We start from the raw sequence: 17570 nt of genomic DNA on the forward strand, positions 1-17570 counted from the left end.
TTAGGATCCCGCTACAATCGAACGAATGGTTTCGAGCGGCAGCTTTGGCTTGCGGTCGTAGGTCAGCAGGCCGTTGATTTCCTGCTCTACGTCCGTAAACTGGGTATAGCAAAAGCCTTGAACCACCGGAGATTGCAGCATCGGTACGATAACATTCTGCAGCCGCAGCGCAAAATCCTCCTCATTTGCCGCTCCCGAGTACCCCCAACCTTCCCATTCATTTACCTTAAAGGAAATCCCGCCGAACTCCGTGACCAGAATCGGCTGCCCCTCGTAAGGAAATCCGGGGACCAGGATCATCCGGTTACCGGGCTGCGCGGCCAAAGCCGTCTCGACGTCAGCATACCGCTCGGCAAGTACCTCCTTGCGCCATTCATAATCGTGGATCGTCACGAGATCAGTGGCGACCAGTTCCCATCCGTCATTGGAAATGACCGGCCGGGTCGGATCCAGCGATTTGGTCAGGTGGTACAGCGATAATGCGTGGTTTTGCTGCTGCTTATCGATCAGGATGTTAGTCACGCCCCAGCTCTCATTAAGGGGAACCCAAGCCACGATGCAGGGATGGTTGAAATCCCGCTCGACGGCCTGCATCCACTCGCGCGTTACCCGGGCAACATAGGGTTCTGTAAATCGGTAGGCATTGGCCATCTCCCCCCATACCAGCAGCCCCAGCTTGTCGGCCCAGTATAGATAACGGGGATCTTCGATTTTTTGGTGCTTTCGGACCCCGTTGAGCCCCATTTCCTTCACCAGCTCCACATCCTTGCGTAAATCATCGTCGCTTGGCGCGGTAAGCAGGCCGTCCGGAAAATATCCTTGATCCAGCACCAGCTTCATATAATAAGAACGATTATTTAAGTGCAGTTTGCCCGCTTCCACGGAAATTTTGCGCATTCCGAAGTAACTTTGAACCGTATCCACCGCCGTTCCGTCAACCAGCAGTGTGAGTTCCAAATCGTATAAATTCGGCCGTTCCGGCGTCCACCAACGCCCGAGGCCATGGTCATTAAAATCGTCCAAGTGAATATCCCGTCGTCCCGACTCGTGACTCAAGGAGAAGCAATCCTCGGCAACGAATTCCCCGTTAAAAGTGATGACGGCTTTCATACTCAGCTTGACCAGCGCGCTGTAACCCGACAAGAATACCTCGAGACCGATGTCGTTCTTGTCGATATCGGGGATCAGCCGAATCCGCTCAATTCGCGTCTCCGGAACCGGCTCGAGCCACACGCTTTGCCAGATCCCGGTTGTCCGCGTATAGAAGATGCTCGCCGACTGGTCCTCCCAGTATTGCTTGCCTCGCGGAAGAGAAACATCGCGGCTGTAGTCCGTCGCCTTCACGACAAGGATATTCTCCCCTTCGGTGAGCACATCGGTGATGTCGGCCGTAAACGGCGTATGTCCGCCTTCATGCAGCGCCACCAACTGGCCGTTCACCCAAACTTTGGCCTCGTAATCAACGGCTCCAAAATGCAGCAACAGGCGCCCGGCCTTGTAAGCCTCCGGGACGGCAAACGTTCTCCGGTACCAAACCTGGTCATGTACGGCTGGATCGCCGATGCCGCTAAGCTTGCTCTGATAACAGAACGGAACGTTGATTTTTCGGCTATAATCATGCCCCTCGTACCAGGCTTCCCGCTCACCGATTCCTTGATCGTCAAAATCAAACTCCCATTCTCCGTTTAAGCTCATCCATGTGTCGCGGATAAACTGAGGACGGGGGTATTCATTGCGCAAATTTGGATTCATTATTTTCCCACTCCCTCTAACTATATTTATTAATTTTTGTTTTAATACATATTTCTTGTATTATTTAAGCTAAATATATCCCCGAAACTCACTCTTGTCAACGCTTACAACGTATTTTGTCAGTAAAATTAGGCATTTTTATTTTACCGTATTTTTGTAACTAATTGTCCGGCAAACATAAAAAACCATCGTTCCAGAAAGAAACGATGGTTTGAATGATATCAGGAAATGGATTTACGTTTCATCATTAAGGGTGTAAGCGACCTGAAGAACTAAATCCTGATCGTAATCGCCGAACTGCTTCCCAAATAGATTAACGCCGCCTTTATGGATCGCATCTGGCTTGACGCCGATTCGCACCCGCAAACTCGGCCGTTGATTGAGCTGTAAATCATGAATAGCGACATCGGAGATCTTTTGCATGTCCAATGTCGTACGCTCGTGGTCCACTCGCCATGTTTTCAACAAGCCGTATTGGGTCGTCCAGTCTTCCCACCATGACGGATTTAATGTGCCCCGCCGATCCCCAAAGTCGCCTGGACTCGTCCACATGCCGATCTCGACGCCATTGATCCAAACGGAGATATCCGAAGGCCAGTCATTGTCGTAGTTCGGCGCTTCCGAGCACATTTCCATCGACAGTTCCAGCGATTGTATTCGTGCATTTTGCGGAACCTCCAGCGGAAATTGGTACTCCACATACCCTTTGCGAAACCACAAAATCTGCGCCGCTACATGCTTCGGGTGGTAGAAGCTGGCCGGTTCATCTTCCCGAACCAACATCCCTTCGCTGGACGCCATGCCGCATGTTGGATGAACCTCGCAATCGCTGTAATGACCAATCGGCATTTCGACCTCATAAAACTTCATCCCGTCTTTCGACGTCCGGATGCTCGTATTCAAGGAGATGAGAATATCATCATAATTTCGGCTGCACACCTTCATCGCTCCGCGTACAGCTGGAAGCAATTCCGTATTGATCAGCTTGGCCGCTTCAAGCACCTTGACGTTATTCGCTACCGTTGACACAGGCAGCTCTAACGTCTCGGCAAGTTCAATGATATTCATGCTCCGCGTGTTGAGCAAGCGAAGAATGTCCACGCGGGAACGCGTGGAAAGAGCGTGAGCCACCTGAACCAGCTTATCCGGTTCGTGTATACCGACTTCCAGCATAGGAACCTCCGTATCCGTATTCCCAATAAATGATCTTACTTTCTTGACTTTACTACAAAAAGCTGTAATAAATCAATATTCATAAATTTTATCATTGTTTCGGAACCATCAACGGCATAATGTCGAAGGAGTCCAGCTCAAACTCCCCTCGATCCTTGGTGAACCGCAGTTTGTTCACCCCGTCCTTCAGCTGAATTCTCGCGGTAGACAACCCCCAATTTTCCCAGCCTTTCGGCAGGACGGCAAGCGTGACGGGCGATTCCGAATTGACGGTTAATTCTACGTAAGATACTTCTCCGGCAGCGCTCCCGTTGGCCGTTCTTGCCAACAGGATATATTCTCCCGCCGTTGCTTGAACAGAGTACTCGGCATAGCCATCCTCCGACTCGAACCGCCCCACGGCTTTCCCGCCGGAGCTCGAAGGGCTCGTCAGCGCGGACACGCCAGCTCCAAACATCCCCGTCTCACCTTCATAGCGAGTACGATCCACCTCGCCGGAAGGCAAGGTCAACGGAACGTTCGGATCAACGGGAACGCCGAGATTCGGCGTGTTATCCTCATTCCAGGTAAAAGACTGCGCCCGCACTTCCCGATTCCAGCCGGCATCCTTATATTTGGCTACATGATAAACGATCCAATCCTCCGTACCGTCAGGCGACGTGGTGAAGGAATGGTGACCCGGGCCGTACAGCCCATTGCCGGAGACGAAAATCGGCTCATCCCTCTTGTGCCATGAGTCTGGATTCAGCAAATCACTGCCAACCTCAGCCGTGATCAACCCTAAACAATAATCGTTCGTCCAGCTTCCGCTCGCCGAATAGACAAGATTAAGGGTTCCGTTCCGAACCGCCACTTGCGGACCTTCATTTACCCGTGGGGAATGGTTTGTTTCCCAAGCGTAGGTCGGACGAGCGATTTCAACACGTTCGGAATCGATCGTCCAGGGGTTGCTCATATGGGCGATGTATAGATTTTGACTGACATTGACGTCTCCTTCCCAACCGGACCATATGAGATATAGCTGTCCATCCAACTGCAACACCGTGCCGTCGATCGCCCATCGGTTGGTCGAGTCGGTGATTTGCCCTTTTTGTTTCCAAACGCCTTGGGTAGGGTCAGGGGAGGGATTCTCCATCACGTACATGCGATGGTTCACGTTATCCCCGTCATCCATCGCGTAGTAGATATACCAAGCTCCCTCAATATAATGAAGCTCGGGAGCCCAGATGCCGTGGCCGCCCGTCGGGATCACCCTCCGAGGAGCCGCGTCCACGCCGGTCAAGCTGGCGCTTTTCCAAACCGTGACATCGCTGCCGGTCGTTTTCGTGAAGTAATAATAACCGTCTGTATGCTTATAAACCCATGGGTCTGCCCCGTCCTGCATCAAGACATTATTGAAATCGCCCTGTTTCGCACCACCGGTGCCGGAAACCGTACACCCTACCTGTGAAATGAGAAATAAACAAATGGCAGGCAACAGCGCTTTTCCGAATCTTCCTTTTTCCATCCTCATGCTCATCCTTTAATCGACCCGACGTAGACGCCTTTGACAAAATATTTCTGCAAGAAAGGATACACGACCAGGATCGGCACCGTGGATACGACGATCGCACAGTATTTCACCAGTTCACGGAAAGCGGTCGAGCTTTGGGCACTATCGATGACAACGCCGCCCGCGCTGCCGATCGTTGTTGCCGTGGAGTCGTTGGCGACTAAAATTTCCTTCATTAATAATTGCAACGGGAACAACTCCCGATCCTTCAACAGCACCATCGCATTAAACCAGGAGTTCCAGTTCCCCACCAAATAGTACAGGAAAATAACCGCTAAAGTAGCCTTGGACAGCGGCAGAATCACGCGAATCAAAATGGCCGCCTGGCTCGCGCCGTCGATGGTTGCCGCTTCCTCCAGCTCAGCAGGCAGCGCTTGGAAGCTCGTTCTTAAAATGATGATATTCCAAGTGCTTAGCGCCGTCGGTAATATCATTGCCCACAGATTGTTATACAAATGGATATCTTTCATTAATAGAAACCAGGGAATTAACCCGCCGCCAAAAAACATCGTAATCGTAATCAGAATCATGATGAAATTTTTGAAATAGAGGTCTTTTCTCGATAAGACGAAGGCGCCCATAATCGTCATGACCATGTTGACCAGCGTTCCTAGACCTACGTAAATGATCGTATTTTTGTATCCGACCAGCAGGCTGTTATCTTTAAAAACAAGCTTATACCCATCCAGCGTGAATCCGAGCGGCTTTAATAAGATTCCGCTATGCGCCATAAGCGCCGTTGGGTTGCTGACGGAGGCAAGCAATATATGAAGTAATGGATAGAAACAAATCAACGTTATGGCCGTCAGTAAGGTATAGTTCATCGCGTCAAAGACGCGATCCCCGGTCGTTCTCGGCTTCCAATGCCGGGACTTCAGCTTTTTTCGACCGGACAAGGCCATCCCCTTCTCTACCATAAGCTCACCTCCGAAGTGCGTCTGGCGATTCGGTTCGTCGCCCACAGCAGCGCAAAGTTGATTATGGCACTAAACAAGCCGACTGCGGTAGAAAAGCTGAGACTGGCCTCTCGCAAGCCCCTGCGATAGACGTATGAGGCAATCACGTCCGCGGTATCGTAAGTGAGAGGGTTGTAGAGCAAAATAATTTTCTCGTATCCGGAAGCCATCAGCCCGCCAATTGCAAAAATAAACAGGATGACGATAATCGGAGTGATTTGCGGCAGCGTAATGTACCACATCTTTTTGATTCTACCGATCCCGTCGATCTCTGCCGCCTCGTACAAGGCAGGATCGATCGAACTCATCGCGGCCAGATAAATGATGCTGTCCCAGCCGATGTTCTGCCAGATGCCGGAGAACGTGTAAATCGGCCTAAAGAAGGACGAGTACCCGAGAAGCGAAGTGTAATCCTTACCCGTAATCCACTGCAGAGCTTGCGTCACGACACCTTCATCTGCCGTGAAGATATGAATAATCCCGCAAACGACCACCAAGGAAATAAAGTGCGGCATATACGTGATCGTTTGTACGGATTTCTTGAATTTTCCGTCGCGGATTTCATTAAGCATCAGCGCCAAAATGATCGGGGCCGTAAACCCAAACACGATTCCCCACACATTAAGGAGAAGCGTATTTTTGATGACCCTCCAAAAGTAAGGCCCCTGAAAGAAATCAATGAAATGCTTGAAACCGACCCAGTCGCTTTCGGCAAATCCAAGCAGCGGCTTATAATCCTTAAAGGCAATGAGAACGCCCCACATCGGACCGTAACAGAAAACAAGGAACCAAGCGACTACCGGAATGGCCAGCACGTAGACGAACCAGTTCTTCCTCAGATCCTTTTTGATCGTCTTTCTCGTGTTATTGAGCTTCGGAGCCCCGGCGGGAGCGATTTTTCTTGATTTACGGACGATCTCCATGAACGAATCACCTACTCTTCTTTCCGAATTCTCTGAAACAATAACGAGGGGCCCAAGCTCACTTAAGCTCGGTCACCCTCGTTATCTTTCACGTCTTTCAGGCTGTGCGGCAATTATCTGTTGTTATAACGGTCCAATGCGGCCTGATGAATGCTCAGGAATTCGTCCAGCCCCATCTTTTTGGCTTCGTCCAGGAATTTGTCGTAAGCATCCACCGCAAGCTCACCTTTGATGATTTTGGCGAAATATTCACCTCGTAGAGTGGACAATTGGTTACCCAGTTCCGCTTCCCGTGAGGCCTCTTCTTTCGTAAACGAAATCGGAGGCATGGCCGCGCTCGTATCCATATTCTCAGTCCAATCTTTCCGGATCTCCCCGGAGTAGCTGCCTTTGGCTACGATCAGCGGGTTGGAGTTATGCTCATCGCGAATGTCCGGCCAGACATGTCTGCGATATTTATCCAGAGCAACCGCGACCGGTTGGCCATCCGGGTCGTTGTACATATAGCTGTTTTCCGGGTAATATGGCTTCCCGCTCTCGTCAATGAGATGAACCGTGCCGTATTCGCCGTAGTTATAGATCTCCCAGCCCTTCTTCGTATAGGCGAAATCCAGCCAAGCCATCGCGGCTTCCACGTTTTCGGCTTGGGTCGTAATCGCGGCTTCAGTCCCCGTCCGTTTGAAGTTCTTGTACGTCGTTCCGGCTTTATCCCCTTTGTTCAGTACCGGGTTCAGCGCCCCAACGAAGTCGATATTGTTCTGTTCTTTCCAATAACTCCACATCGTATCGGGTGAATCCATCATGACGGCGGTCTTGCCCGAAATGGCGCTGGACATTCTTTGGTTGAAGTCGGCCGTCGCCCAGTCTTTGTTCAGCAGCCCTTCTTTGTTCCATTGCTGCATCATCGCCAAATATTCTTTCGCTTTAGGTTGAGCCGGACCCCAGGCTACCTTGCCGTTGCTGTCCAAGAAGGTCCAATCCCACACGCCATAAGCGCCGTTCAGAATCCCGGTAAAGATCTGACCGTAGTTGGATCCATAGTTCAACGGCTCGCTGTAACCCACTTCCTTGGCTTTAGTCAGGAAGGCGTGCCATTCATCAATCGTTTCAGGTACCGGAAGCCCCGTTTTATCCAGCGCTTCCTGCTTGATCAGCATGCCGAACCACATCCATTCCGAATAAGGAGCAATGCCATAGAAACCAAGCAGTTTCCCGCTATCCGTGACCGTCGTTTTTCTTCTTGTCTCGTCAGAATTGCGCCAAGCGCTATAGTTCGGTGCGTTCTTCTCCATTAGGTCGGTAAGATCCAAATAGGCTCCATCATTGACGCCCGCCTCGAAGCCTCCCGGATACCGACCAGGCTCGATGATGATGTCCGGCAAGTCGCCGGAAGAGATCATCAAGGTAAACGCATCCGCCTCCTGTCCTACCGGCGGAGTGATGAAGTTGACTTTAATCCCCGTCAATTTCTCCACTTGCTTCTGAATGGCGTGGTTGTTCATATCCGGGATGTTGCGGTTGGCAGGCATCCATACATCCAGCGTGACATCCCCTTTGAAAGGATAAGCGGAGTAGTCGTTCGGAATTTTCTCATCAAAGATGTCGCCCAGATAGGTATCGTTCAGCGTCGTATTGATCTCATTGATTTGATCCTGAGTAGGTGCCGTATTCCCCCGGATGTCCTGACTGATGTCCGTAAACGACGTTTCGTTGTTTGGTTGTTCCTCAGAGACATTCTCGGCGTTATTGTTCTCGGAAGCTTTGTTTGAACCGCCCCCGCTGCACGCTGTAACCATAGAGATAGCTAGAATAAGAACGAAAAGAAAACCAATAATACGTTTCGATTTGTTATTCATAGGATCCTCCCATATATTAATCTCGAACTCAACGAACCCCCGCGACCACCGCTTCTTCTCATCGCCCCTTTCACATGAACTCGAACCCCTCCACAACTACATCGATCACCATGAAGTAATATTATTGTTTTATTACAATAATTTTGTATCTTTGCGTTGATTATAATCCCCGAACGATTCAATGTCAACGCTTTCATACGGATAGTTATCGATTTATTTAAAGAAATCATCTCATATCTCAATACATAATATTAGTTCCAAAAAAGTTGTAACGATATTGGCGTGTTTCATTCGCCAGCAGGCCGGGAAATGGGGACGCCAACGCCGCTCGGTATCCCGAAATCCGGCATCCCGTTGGCTTTCCAGCCAAAGCTTTGGATTCTTGTACTACGGGGAGTACCCGCTGAACGTTGTTGGCTCGCCTCGGAATAATCATAAGCGTGATAAACAATCCAATCCTCGGATCCGTCCGGGGATACGGTAAAACTGTTGTGTCCCGGCGCGTAGACTCCGGCAGATGGATGCTTAGCGAAGACGGGTCCCTCCTCTTTGATCCAAGACTTTGCGTCAAGCAGGTCTGCGGATTCCGGAATCCTCGTCATCCCAAGGCAGTAATCGTCCGACCACGTCGCACTCGCCGAAAAGACGAGAAAAATCCACCCGTTGCGCCGCAAAAAGACGGGCCCTTCGTTAATCGCCATTCCGCCTTGCTTCTCCCACGACGCTGTTGGAGCCGTGATCAGCACATTGGGACCTGCTAAGGTCCACGGATTGATCATCCGTGCGGCGTAGATCGCCGAACCGTAATCGGGGAAACGGCCGTATCCGGAATAAAAGAAATACAGTTCCCCCTGATGTTGGAGCACGGTTCCGTCGAGGCCCGGAACTTCCGTGTTTACCGCACCTTTAAAACGCCACTCACCGTTTATCGGATCATCACCCGTAAGTTCAAGCACGCAGATGCGTCTTGTGTCGTCCCCACCGCCGTCGTTAGCTGTATAGTAGATGTACCAGCGTCCATCGATGCGGTGCAGTTCCGGCGCCCATAGGTTGCGGGAACAAGATCCGTCCGGCTCAGGAACCCATACCGTCTTCGGTTGAACCTGACCGAGTCCGCTCAGCGTTTGGCTGTGCCATAGGGCGATGCGGTCTCCTAAAGTGACCGACATATAGTAACTTCCATCGGGATCCCGAACGATCCAGGGGTCGGCACCGTTTGACAAAATCGGGTTTGAAAATGTTTTTTGCTCCATGTTATCCCTCCTAAGTTCGAACTACGTCTGAAAGACTAATAAATATTTGCTTTATTACAAACATTTTATTTTGTTTTCATCACCATAATCCCATCTTAGGAGATTGTCAACGTTTTCATTTCTAGTTCATCTTGCGAAGACAGAAAAACCATCTGCCCCCCTCAGGGGCAGATGGCTTCATTTTACTTTTGGGACCGCTGGATTGCCGTTAGCAGCAGCGCCTGCTGTTCCAGGACATCGTTTAGCATTTCGTACAAAGTGTCCAGGGTGACCTCGGTTGATTTGAGGTTTTGTTGCTTGCGATAAGTGGATTTATGCTGGAGCTCCTCCACCTTCACGCGTAGCGGATCGGCTGGAATATGAAAATGCACCTTGGCGGCCGGCTTCTTAGTTGCCATCTACGACCACCACCTTTATGTCACCGTTGCGGTCGAGATCCACTGTTTTTAAGGCATAAGCCCCGGGTTCGTCGCTGCTGATCGTGACCTCCGCAACACCTTTCGCCGCCTTCACGGATTGCCGTATCCCGTTTAGTTCAACGGCCACCTCCCCGTTAAACTCCTTCTGCACCTGTCCCTGCCAATCGACGACGGTGATTTTCACCGTTACCGTATCTTCGCCGTTCCCTTGAATTTGCGTCTTATCCGCCTCCATGCGGGCAAAATTCCCCGTGAAGCTGCCTTCGGCGTACCGCGTAAACAGCAGGTTTCCACTCCGGTACTGCTGCTCACTGACCGGGATCAGGTTCGGCGCTTCGACTTCCCCGGCCAATTCGCTCACCGCGTACACCCGGCCGTCTTCATCAATCTGCGCATAGTAATTAGGCAAACTCAATCACCTCCCAGGAAATCTCCGCATAGGCCTCGTAAAATCCCTCATAGAAGTTAAATCGTAATTTGTTGTTATCGATCAACCTTGCGCAAACCGAACCGTCCATCATAGGAGAAGTTTGGAACCAATGAGACAACCCGGACGTGGTGATGTTAACGAACGTCTTCTGCGGGTTGACCGCGGAGATCGTCACCTCTCTCACTGTGGATCCCGTTCCGTTCGGGGAAAAATAAGCAATGCTTGCCGAACCTCGCTGAACATTTTTGATCCCCACGCCTTTCCACTCCGATCCATTATGAAATTGCAATAATCCTTGATAGATCCGGAAATCCGGACTGCTTTCCTGAGCCCCTCGGCTTAACACGCCAAATCCCGAAACAAACGAGTTCCCTGATGTTTCATCCGGTTCCGTAACCGTTAGCCGCACATACGAGCCGCCGAACAACTGATCAAACGGATGGTATCTAGGCAATGCTTCGGCAGCAGGCCGGGTATAGGCATAGGCTCTTCTCCATGTCGTTTTGTCGCTGCTGATTTCGACATAGAAGCTTTTGGGAGGAGTGCCCCAGTTATTGTCGAAACAGATTCCTTCGATTTCCGAAAATTCGGCCCCAAGCTCCACTGTCATCGATTGCGGAAAGGTTGAATAAGCCGAGAATAAAGCCCAATAATGATCTCCGTATTGATAGTATGGCGTTGTCGGACTGCCGCTGACCGAACCCGCGGTCACGGTCACCTTTTTGTATTTCGCTACGTTGCCGCTGAGTCGCCCGGATTTTAAATGCCTACGGCATAGCGTTTCCCGCGCGACCCGATCCCCGGTTACGGCGGATAAAGCGATCCGATCCGACGTCACCGCCCCGACAGCGATCCCTTCGGTGCCGATTTGCGGCGCATCGCCGGCTTTCCCGGTATGTCGATGGCCTCCCGTCGCACGAAATAAAGCATCGATCGCTTCGATATTTTCGTTCTGAGCCGTTCTCCTGACCGTATCGGACGGCTCAAATGTAGTTAAACCGCTAGGCAGTTTTGGCATAAGTACTCTCCTTTCTTAGGTAACCTCATGATCGTTTTGCGCCCGGCTTCCATACTTCCAACTCGTCCCAAGACATATCAAGCGCATCGAGCTTCTCCCAGGTTAAGTCAGCGGAATCCAGCTCCTCCCAACGCAAATAGGTAAATTGGAACACCAATTGGAGATGGGCTGGAACGATCTCACGCAACGCGTTTTGCATATCCGGCAAATTTGGTGGAACCCCGCGTTTACCGATAAACGTGATCACCACTTCGTAATGGTTGAAATTTTCTTGTACCTGGATTTCCCCGTTCTCAAACGAATCCGCCACCTCTTTGATCACGGCCAGCGTTACGGTTCCGGCTCCCCGAATCTTCGACTTGATCACCGAACGCCGCTGCTCCAGAGGTTTGTCTTCGTTGCTTGGAATGCCGCAGATGGCTTCCCAAGCGGATAACCCCCAAGTCGCCCGATCGATAAAGAACTGATCCAACACCTCCCGAATCTCGGCATTGAGATCAATCAACTCTCGGGCTTCGCGCGTGATCAAATTACCGACGATGCCCAACTTTCCGCCGGTTTCCTTCGGCATATAGTAATCAGGTAAATCATCCATCATCTCATTTTGGATATTACGTGCCATGACGGCTTTGCTTGGACTAGACAACAAAATTCACCGTCCCGGCCACGGCAACCTGCTCATCGCCGATATTCAAGTTCTGATTGGCCGCCCCATTAATGGTTAGGTTCTTGAAGTCCGTAACGACTTCGATATCGAGAAGCAGACCAAATATCCGGTTATAAGGGACAACCTGGCTTTGGAAGGCCAAGTCGGCCAGAAACGCTTTTAATTTCTCGCTGAACAACGCGTTGACGTTCGCCAATACCGCCCCTGAAGCCAACGTCACATTCGCCGTCACATTGATTTTCACTTCTTGGGCTGGAACTACGGTGACTGAAGCTCCTACCGGCCGCCGAGCATCCACTGCCTCCCTTACATCCTGCACAATGGCCGGATTAGGGGCGATTTTATCCTCCGACAACACGCACAACTTCACGGTTCCGCCGCCGTTCCATACAGGGAACACCTTAACGTCGCCCACCCCGCGCACTTCCAGCGCCCATTGGCGGTAATGCCAGGCATTGCCGCTGGTGGCCGGCCGGCGTACCCGGTCGAAATAACGAACCAGCAGCGATTCATCCGATTCCGTCTCCGCACCGTTTACGAATTCTTCCGGGTTGGTCACCGTTACGATACCGGACAAATTCCCCAGCACCAGCTTGATTCGGCCCTTATCCACGTTGCCCCTATTCCCGCCAGCGGCAGCCGCGGCTTTTACCGTCGCCTTCTTTTGCTTGATGATCCCAGGTTCGGCCGTAACAAAAACGACCGCCTCCTCTTCATCCGTCGACACGGCGGTTCCTTCCGGGATGATCGTATCATCATCACCGGAAAACTCTAGCTTCCCTTCCGCCTTCACACTCGGACGCCGGGTTAGTCCAAGCTCTCCGGCCCGGAGATCCAAATACTCGGAAGGCTGATCCGGGCCGACAAAGCCGAATTTCAATACCTGGTCCAGCTCGATATAGGCATGCGCCAATTCAATGGCCGCAGGGGACAGCAAATCGAAGGTGATGGATCCTTGCCGGGTATCGATTTCCTTCGGCGAAGCATCCCGCATCCGCTGCAAAATCGCTTCTTTCGTCTGATGTTCAAACACGTTTATATCCTCACCTCCTGTTGAACGGCCCCTTCTGTTGTATGAACCGTAAAGGTCACGAACAGCTTATCGTTCTCCCTAACGATTTGAAATTGGTCCACTGAGGCGACGCGATCGTCTTCCCGCAGCGCTTCGGTGATGACCCTCGTGATTTCGCTTTTAAGCAACTGCTGGGAAATGTCCTGGCCCAGCAGGCTTTCGATTTCGCAGCCGTACTGGCTGTTGTAGATCAAATATCGGTAACGCGCCGTTTGAATCGCCTTGCGAATAAACTGGCGAACGGCTTCCGTTCCGTCAATGATCCGTTCGATCACCTGGCCCGTTTCAAAATCGAGAGCGTAGGTCCGGGAAGGGAGCGTTGTCGGCTTAGCTTCCTCATAACGCTCCTCCCTTCTTTGTAACGGAGACAACGCCATCAGTACATCACCGCCCGATCCAAAATAAGATAGGTTTGCCCTTGATGAATGCCGGCCACGATCACGCGATCATCCTTCTTCAGTTCATCCGTGAATTGGAGCTCGGCTTCTTGTACTGTCAAATTTGCGGAGGACATGCCAAAGGAAGTGAATTTTGTGATCTCACCACTCCCGCTTGATACGACCAACACGGATGCCTGAGTGATGGATGTGGACGAGACCTCCGTCTTCCCTTCGCTCTTCACGTTCACCTTCCGCTTATAGCTCGTTAATGATTGGGCCACGATCAGATCATCCTTCTCCAGCTCCACGTTCATATGATCCACCTTAATCTTCAGCTCAGGCGGCGGCGCCGTCACCGTCGCCAATTCCAAGGTAATGTCCGAATTGTAGCCGATGGCTCGGATTAATTGCACAAGCTGGCTCGCCCCCGAGCCTTCGATGCGTTCCATTAACCCGCCCCCTTCTCTTCCTTGTATTCTAATTTGGGAATATCGTCCGTTGCCGACAAGGTTAACGACATCGTGTGTTTGCCATGCTCGAAGCGATGTTCGTCGGCCGAAACGTAATAGCCCCCGAGAATGCCCGTTACGGATTCCTTGACGTACACGCACGATCCGGAAACCACGTCGGAGATCCCCAAGCAATCGATGCGGGCTTGATCCTCGATGGTCGCCAAATCCTTAAGCAGTTGCTTGGCTCGCTGCTCCATCTGCGAAGAGGTCATCGCTTGATCCGGTTTCTCCAAATGCTGCATGACGCCAAACTTCCGGATGAGTTCCGAATCCTTGGCGCTGGCAGACAGCTCCTTCTTTTTCCCGTCCTCACCGATGACTTTGATTTGGGTGCGCGTTTCTTCCATGGATTGCGAGTAACTGGCTCCCAGCAGATTAACTCCGTTTTCCAGCACCCACTTCCCCTTCTGTTCCTTGCGTGCCAATACCTGCAGCTTCCCTTCCCTCGACGTGATCCAGAATCGCTGACCGTTTTGCTTTTCGGATTCGGTCAAGGCTGTCACCATCATTTCAAACAGCGTCTTGTCGCGTAAAACCAGCTTCGGGATGACATAACCCGTGTCCTGAACTTCCCCCATCGGGATGGAGAACTCGTTGCACAATCGCTTCACCACCGCAGAGGCCGTTTGTCCGCGAAAGATTTTCGTATCCTTGCTCTTGGTCAGGTAGATGTTTTCGTCGTAAGCCGTTAGGGACATCTGGCCTTTGGAGTCGATCTCATCGGCAAACAGGACGCCGCGAAACAGCTCTTGATCATCAAGGAGAAGACGCAGTTCCCCGCCTTTCTGGAGCTTCATGTACAGTTCGCGAAGATCTCCGGTATTGGACGATTCGACCACCAGCTTGCGAGCGGCCTGTTTGATATCGCCGGACCAATTCACGGATTTGACGATTGGATCCAATAAGACGTCTTGCTCCTGATCCTTGTAGGTCACGCTCCAGCTCATGACGGGATCACCAGCTTCTGGCCGGGAACGATCCGGTTCGGATCTTTACCGATCACGGCTTTGTTCGCCGCGTAAACTTCCCTCCAACGATCGCCGTTGCCAAGCGTCCGCTGCGCGATTTTCCACAACGTATCCCCAGGGATAACAACATAGGAGGCCGGAGGCGTCTTTGTGTCGGGGCGATATTCACCCGTAATCACCATCGCTTTCCCTGACCCGGACGTCTCCACCTGACGGAACTGCACTTCCTTGTACTCCTTCAACTCCAGTTCGAAAAAAACGTCGCCCGGGTTCCCCGCGCGTTCGCTGTACTGGAAGGAGCGGATGGTCACCAAGCCTTTGAGCTTGGTTCCCGTAATGTCGAGGCGGACCGGACGCCGGCTTCTCATCCATCCCTCGATTTTCTCCACGGTGGCCCAAGGATCAGGCAAGGACTCGTATTCGCAATATCCGGGGTGGTAGTCGCGCGGAAAAAAGGAAGCAAACGAGTATTCCTTCAGGACCGCTTCCCCGATGACCGTGTATTCTCCCAGCTGCGTAACCTGGATATCCTCGTAGCCGTGCGAGCTTTTGACCGACACTTGCTCCGGATTCACCGGCAGCCATAGCCACTCCTTCTCATCGATCGTCTTCAGCCAAAATTCCAGCGATGCCATTACGCCATCAATCCTCCCGCCGCTTTGATTTCGCGGGCCAGCGCTCTAGCGATCGCATCGATATCGGATTCCTGGCGGACATGAAACGTATTGCCCGTAATCGATATGGCGGCTCCCCCGCTCGCTCCGTTTGAGAATTCCCGGTTCTCGGCGGCTGTCATAATGCGCTCACCCTTGTGCAGCCGGGCCATCATTCCGTCGTACGGCACATAAGACATGCCGTGATAACGGCTCGTCGGCGGACCGCCGTTCGATGTCGCTGTATTTCCGCCGGCTCCCCCATTCTCGTCACCGCTGAACATATCGAAGACGCTAAGGAAGGAGCTGATTTTATCCTTCACTTTGTTAACCTGCTCCACGATCCAATCCATGTGGTACTTGAACACGTATGCCAACCCCGCGACGGCCACCCCCACCAACAGGACCGCAGCGATTATTGGAAGAAACGGCGCAACGGCCGCCCATCCCGCTACCGCAGAAGCCCATAAGGCCGGTGCAAAGACGCCAAGCAGCAACGCGGCTATAGAGCCGATCGTAGCTAGCACGATATCCCCGTCCCGGGTTAACACTTCAACGATGGAGGCCAGGGCTTCGCCGAGGGGCAACATCGCTTCCCCTAACGGCGCCAAAGCAACCGTAATCCGGTTCTGGAGCATATCCCATTTATCCCCGAAGGTTTGGACCTCGCCGGCTTGGTTCCGAATCGCATTACCGGCCGTACTCATCGCCGCAACCACACCGCCGAATTCAACCTGCCCGTTCTTCAGGGCGGCCACCAGATCGCCGCTGACGCTGTGACCAAAGTACTGAGCAGCCAAAGCCGCAGCCTCCGACTCAGTTCCCGCCGCTTTGATCTTAGCGGTAATAGCAGCAAGGCCTTCGCCCTTCACATCCTTCCGGAGCGCATCCTGAATCGGGGTTAATCCAGCGGACTGCCACTTGGCCATTAAGGCCATTGACTGTTCGAAACTAAGCCCCATCTGCTGTAAAGGCAGGCCGAGCGAACCCATATTTTTGAGCAAATCGCCCATCCCTGCACCGCTGACGCGGCTCGCAGCGAAGAACTGATCCATCATCAAGGTCCCTTCGCCGGCCTTCTTGCCCCAAACGCTCATGACCGAAGCGGCTGCGTTGGCCGCTTCGGCGCTGTTTGCTCCACTTAACCGTGAGGCGTCCAACACCGTTTTGGACATTGCGGTCAACGTTGTCCCCGTAAGTTTGGCTTTGCCGCTCAACGTCCCCATCACGCTGGCGATCTCGTTCAGATTTTGCGGCACCTGCCCGCCTAGCTCTCGCAGCGACCCGACCATCCCTTTCATTTGGCCAGGGCCGGCCATCGAAGCCCCCCGCAGCGTACCAACCGCCGTGCTGAATTCCTTGGCTGCCGCAAGCGACCGATCCTGCAGTTGACCGAGAAGGCTGCCTGCCGTGCTAGCCGCGGACGAGAGCATCTTCTTCCGGTCTTCCGGCAGGTTCTGAATCGCGGTGTTGCCTGCGATATTTTGCAGCCGTTTGATTCCTTTTAACTTCGGTGGAGCTTTCGGTCCAACCAGGAACCCGAGCTGCGCAGCCAGAGCATCGTCCGCCTTCTTCTTGGCCGCCGCAGCCCTTTTGTCCTGAACCTTCTGCCACATCCCGGCAAAAGGCTTGCCGAGCGCCTTCGCCCCTTTGGATACACTTTCTGCTTTGGCCTTAACTGCCCAAGACAAATCCAACATAAAGTTGTCGACGGCCGGTTTCATCGCGGCCAGCTTCTTCCGCATGACCCCAGCGGTAGCACCCGTTGCCAGCTGCAGCGAAACGAATTGTTTGGCTACTTTGGCACTAGTGCTCTGCGTCGCTTCCAACTCTTTCCCAATGCGGGCAAATCCGCTGACCTGCTCAAGCTGGGATGTCGTTCTTTGCAGCTGGCTCATCATTTTGTTGAGCTTATTCAAATCGTTTAACGTTGCTTTCGAAAAGTCGGGAATGCCCCCGCCTGCCGATGAGCTCAACCTCCTCGCC

At 52.3% G+C, this 17570-nt stretch carries 17 protein-coding genes; all 17 read right to left on the reverse strand.

What is annotated here, in order from left to right:
• Complete coding sequence (locus IM700_RS14210) at positions 1-1752, reverse strand: glycoside hydrolase family 2 protein (protein ID WP_193417776.1); 1752 nt, start codon at positions 1750-1752, stop codon at positions 1-3.
• A gap of 234 nt (positions 1753-1986) precedes the next feature.
• Complete coding sequence (locus tag IM700_RS14215) at positions 1987-2925, reverse strand: ArsR/SmtB family transcription factor (RefSeq protein WP_193417774.1); 939 nt, start codon at positions 2923-2925, stop codon at positions 1987-1989.
• 91 nt (positions 2926-3016) lie between these two features.
• On the reverse strand, positions 3017-4438 hold the full coding sequence (locus tag IM700_RS14220) for a family 43 glycosylhydrolase (protein ID WP_193417867.1): 1422 nt from the start codon (positions 4436-4438) through the stop codon (positions 3017-3019).
• A gap of 2 nt (positions 4439-4440) precedes the next feature.
• Positions 4441-5379, reverse strand: coding sequence for a carbohydrate ABC transporter permease (locus tag IM700_RS14225; RefSeq protein ID WP_418888787.1), 939 nt, complete (start codon positions 5377-5379; stop codon positions 4441-4443).
• A gap of 8 nt (positions 5380-5387) precedes the next feature.
• On the reverse strand, positions 5388-6356 hold the full coding sequence (locus IM700_RS14230; protein ID WP_193417772.1) for an ABC transporter permease: 969 nt from the start codon (positions 6354-6356) through the stop codon (positions 5388-5390).
• A gap of 113 nt (positions 6357-6469) precedes the next feature.
• Positions 6470-8212, reverse strand: coding sequence for an extracellular solute-binding protein (locus IM700_RS14235; RefSeq protein WP_193417770.1), 1743 nt, complete (start codon positions 8210-8212; stop codon positions 6470-6472).
• 287 nt (positions 8213-8499) lie between these two features.
• Positions 8500-9465, reverse strand: a complete 966-nt coding sequence (locus IM700_RS14240) for a glycoside hydrolase family 43 protein (RefSeq protein ID WP_193417768.1) — start codon at positions 9463-9465, stop codon at positions 8500-8502.
• 182 nt (positions 9466-9647) lie between these two features.
• Complete coding sequence (locus tag IM700_RS14245; RefSeq protein ID WP_193417767.1) at positions 9648-9863, reverse strand: hypothetical protein; 216 nt, start codon at positions 9861-9863, stop codon at positions 9648-9650.
• On the reverse strand, positions 9853-10293 hold the full coding sequence (locus IM700_RS14250; protein ID WP_193417765.1) for a hypothetical protein: 441 nt from the start codon (positions 10291-10293) through the stop codon (positions 9853-9855). The genes IM700_RS14245 and IM700_RS14250 overlap by 11 nt, the downstream gene beginning before the upstream one ends.
• Positions 10286-11332: a discoidin domain-containing protein gene (locus IM700_RS14255; RefSeq protein WP_193417763.1), complete on the reverse strand. Its 1047-nt coding sequence runs from the start codon at positions 11330-11332 to the stop codon at positions 10286-10288. The genes IM700_RS14250 and IM700_RS14255 overlap by 8 nt, the downstream gene beginning before the upstream one ends.
• Positions 11333-11357: 25 nt before the next feature.
• The gene (locus IM700_RS14260; protein ID WP_193417761.1) at positions 11358-11954 is read right to left on the reverse strand and encodes a putative phage tail protein; all 597 of its coding nucleotides are present in this window, start codon (positions 11952-11954) and stop codon (positions 11358-11360) included.
• 16 nt (positions 11955-11970) lie between these two features.
• On the reverse strand, positions 11971-13032 hold the full coding sequence (locus IM700_RS14265) for a baseplate J/gp47 family protein (RefSeq protein ID WP_193417759.1): 1062 nt from the start codon (positions 13030-13032) through the stop codon (positions 11971-11973).
• A gap of 2 nt (positions 13033-13034) precedes the next feature.
• Positions 13035-13448, reverse strand: coding sequence for a DUF2634 domain-containing protein (locus IM700_RS14270; RefSeq protein WP_193417757.1), 414 nt, complete (start codon positions 13446-13448; stop codon positions 13035-13037).
• Entirely contained in the window at positions 13448-13900 is a 453-nt protein-coding gene (locus tag IM700_RS14275; protein WP_193417754.1) for a DUF2577 family protein, read from the reverse strand. Before IM700_RS14275 ends, IM700_RS14270 begins: the two co-directional genes overlap by 1 nt.
• On the reverse strand, positions 13900-14910 hold the full coding sequence (locus tag IM700_RS14280; protein WP_193417751.1) for an XkdQ/YqbQ family protein: 1011 nt from the start codon (positions 14908-14910) through the stop codon (positions 13900-13902). Before IM700_RS14280 ends, IM700_RS14275 begins: the two co-directional genes overlap by 1 nt.
• Complete coding sequence (locus IM700_RS14285; RefSeq protein ID WP_193417749.1) at positions 14907-15566, reverse strand: LysM peptidoglycan-binding domain-containing protein; 660 nt, start codon at positions 15564-15566, stop codon at positions 14907-14909. Before IM700_RS14285 ends, IM700_RS14280 begins: the two co-directional genes overlap by 4 nt.
• Entirely contained in the window at positions 15566-17560 is a 1995-nt protein-coding gene (locus IM700_RS14290; protein WP_193417747.1) for a phage tail tape measure protein, read from the reverse strand. Before IM700_RS14290 ends, IM700_RS14285 begins: the two co-directional genes overlap by 1 nt.
• Between the last annotated feature and the right edge of the window lie 10 nt (positions 17561-17570).

The organism is Paenibacillus rhizolycopersici, from assembly GCF_014947195.2.
Taxonomy (GTDB): Bacteria; Bacillota; Bacilli; order Paenibacillales; family Paenibacillaceae; genus Fontibacillus; species Fontibacillus rhizolycopersici.

Excerpts from the sequence above, each read along its gene's own strand:
- IM700_RS14210 (WP_193417776.1), bottom strand. The coding sequence starts at position 1,752 with ATGAATCCAAATTTGCGCAATGAATACCCCCGTCCTCAGTTTATCCGC.
- IM700_RS14215 (WP_193417774.1), bottom strand. The coding sequence starts at position 2,925 with ATGCTGGAAGTCGGTATACACGAACCGGATAAGCTGGTTCAGGTGGCT.
- IM700_RS14220 (WP_193417867.1), bottom strand. The coding sequence starts at position 4,438 with ATGAGGATGGAAAAAGGAAGATTCGGAAAAGCGCTGTTGCCTGCCATT.
- IM700_RS14225 (WP_418888787.1), bottom strand. The coding sequence starts at position 5,379 with ATGGCCTTGTCCGGTCGAAAAAAGCTGAAGTCCCGGCATTGGAAGCCG.
- IM700_RS14230 (WP_193417772.1), bottom strand. The coding sequence starts at position 6,356 with ATGGAGATCGTCCGTAAATCAAGAAAAATCGCTCCCGCCGGGGCTCCG.
- IM700_RS14235 (WP_193417770.1), bottom strand. The coding sequence starts at position 8,212 with ATGAATAACAAATCGAAACGTATTATTGGTTTTCTTTTCGTTCTTATT.
- IM700_RS14240 (WP_193417768.1), bottom strand. The coding sequence starts at position 9,465 with ATGGAGCAAAAAACATTTTCAAACCCGATTTTGTCAAACGGTGCCGAC.
- IM700_RS14245 (WP_193417767.1), bottom strand. The coding sequence starts at position 9,863 with ATGGCAACTAAGAAGCCGGCCGCCAAGGTGCATTTTCATATTCCAGCC.
- IM700_RS14255 (WP_193417763.1), bottom strand. The coding sequence starts at position 11,332 with ATGCCAAAACTGCCTAGCGGTTTAACTACATTTGAGCCGTCCGATACG.
- IM700_RS14260 (WP_193417761.1), bottom strand. The coding sequence starts at position 11,954 with ATGGCACGTAATATCCAAAATGAGATGATGGATGATTTACCTGATTAC.
- IM700_RS14270 (WP_193417757.1), bottom strand. The coding sequence starts at position 13,448 with ATGGCGTTGTCTCCGTTACAAAGAAGGGAGGAGCGTTATGAGGAAGCT.
- IM700_RS14275 (WP_193417754.1), bottom strand. The coding sequence starts at position 13,900 with ATGGAACGCATCGAAGGCTCGGGGGCGAGCCAGCTTGTGCAATTAATC.
- IM700_RS14280 (WP_193417751.1), bottom strand. The coding sequence starts at position 14,910 with ATGAGCTGGAGCGTGACCTACAAGGATCAGGAGCAAGACGTCTTATTG.
- IM700_RS14285 (WP_193417749.1), bottom strand. The coding sequence starts at position 15,566 with ATGGCATCGCTGGAATTTTGGCTGAAGACGATCGATGAGAAGGAGTGG.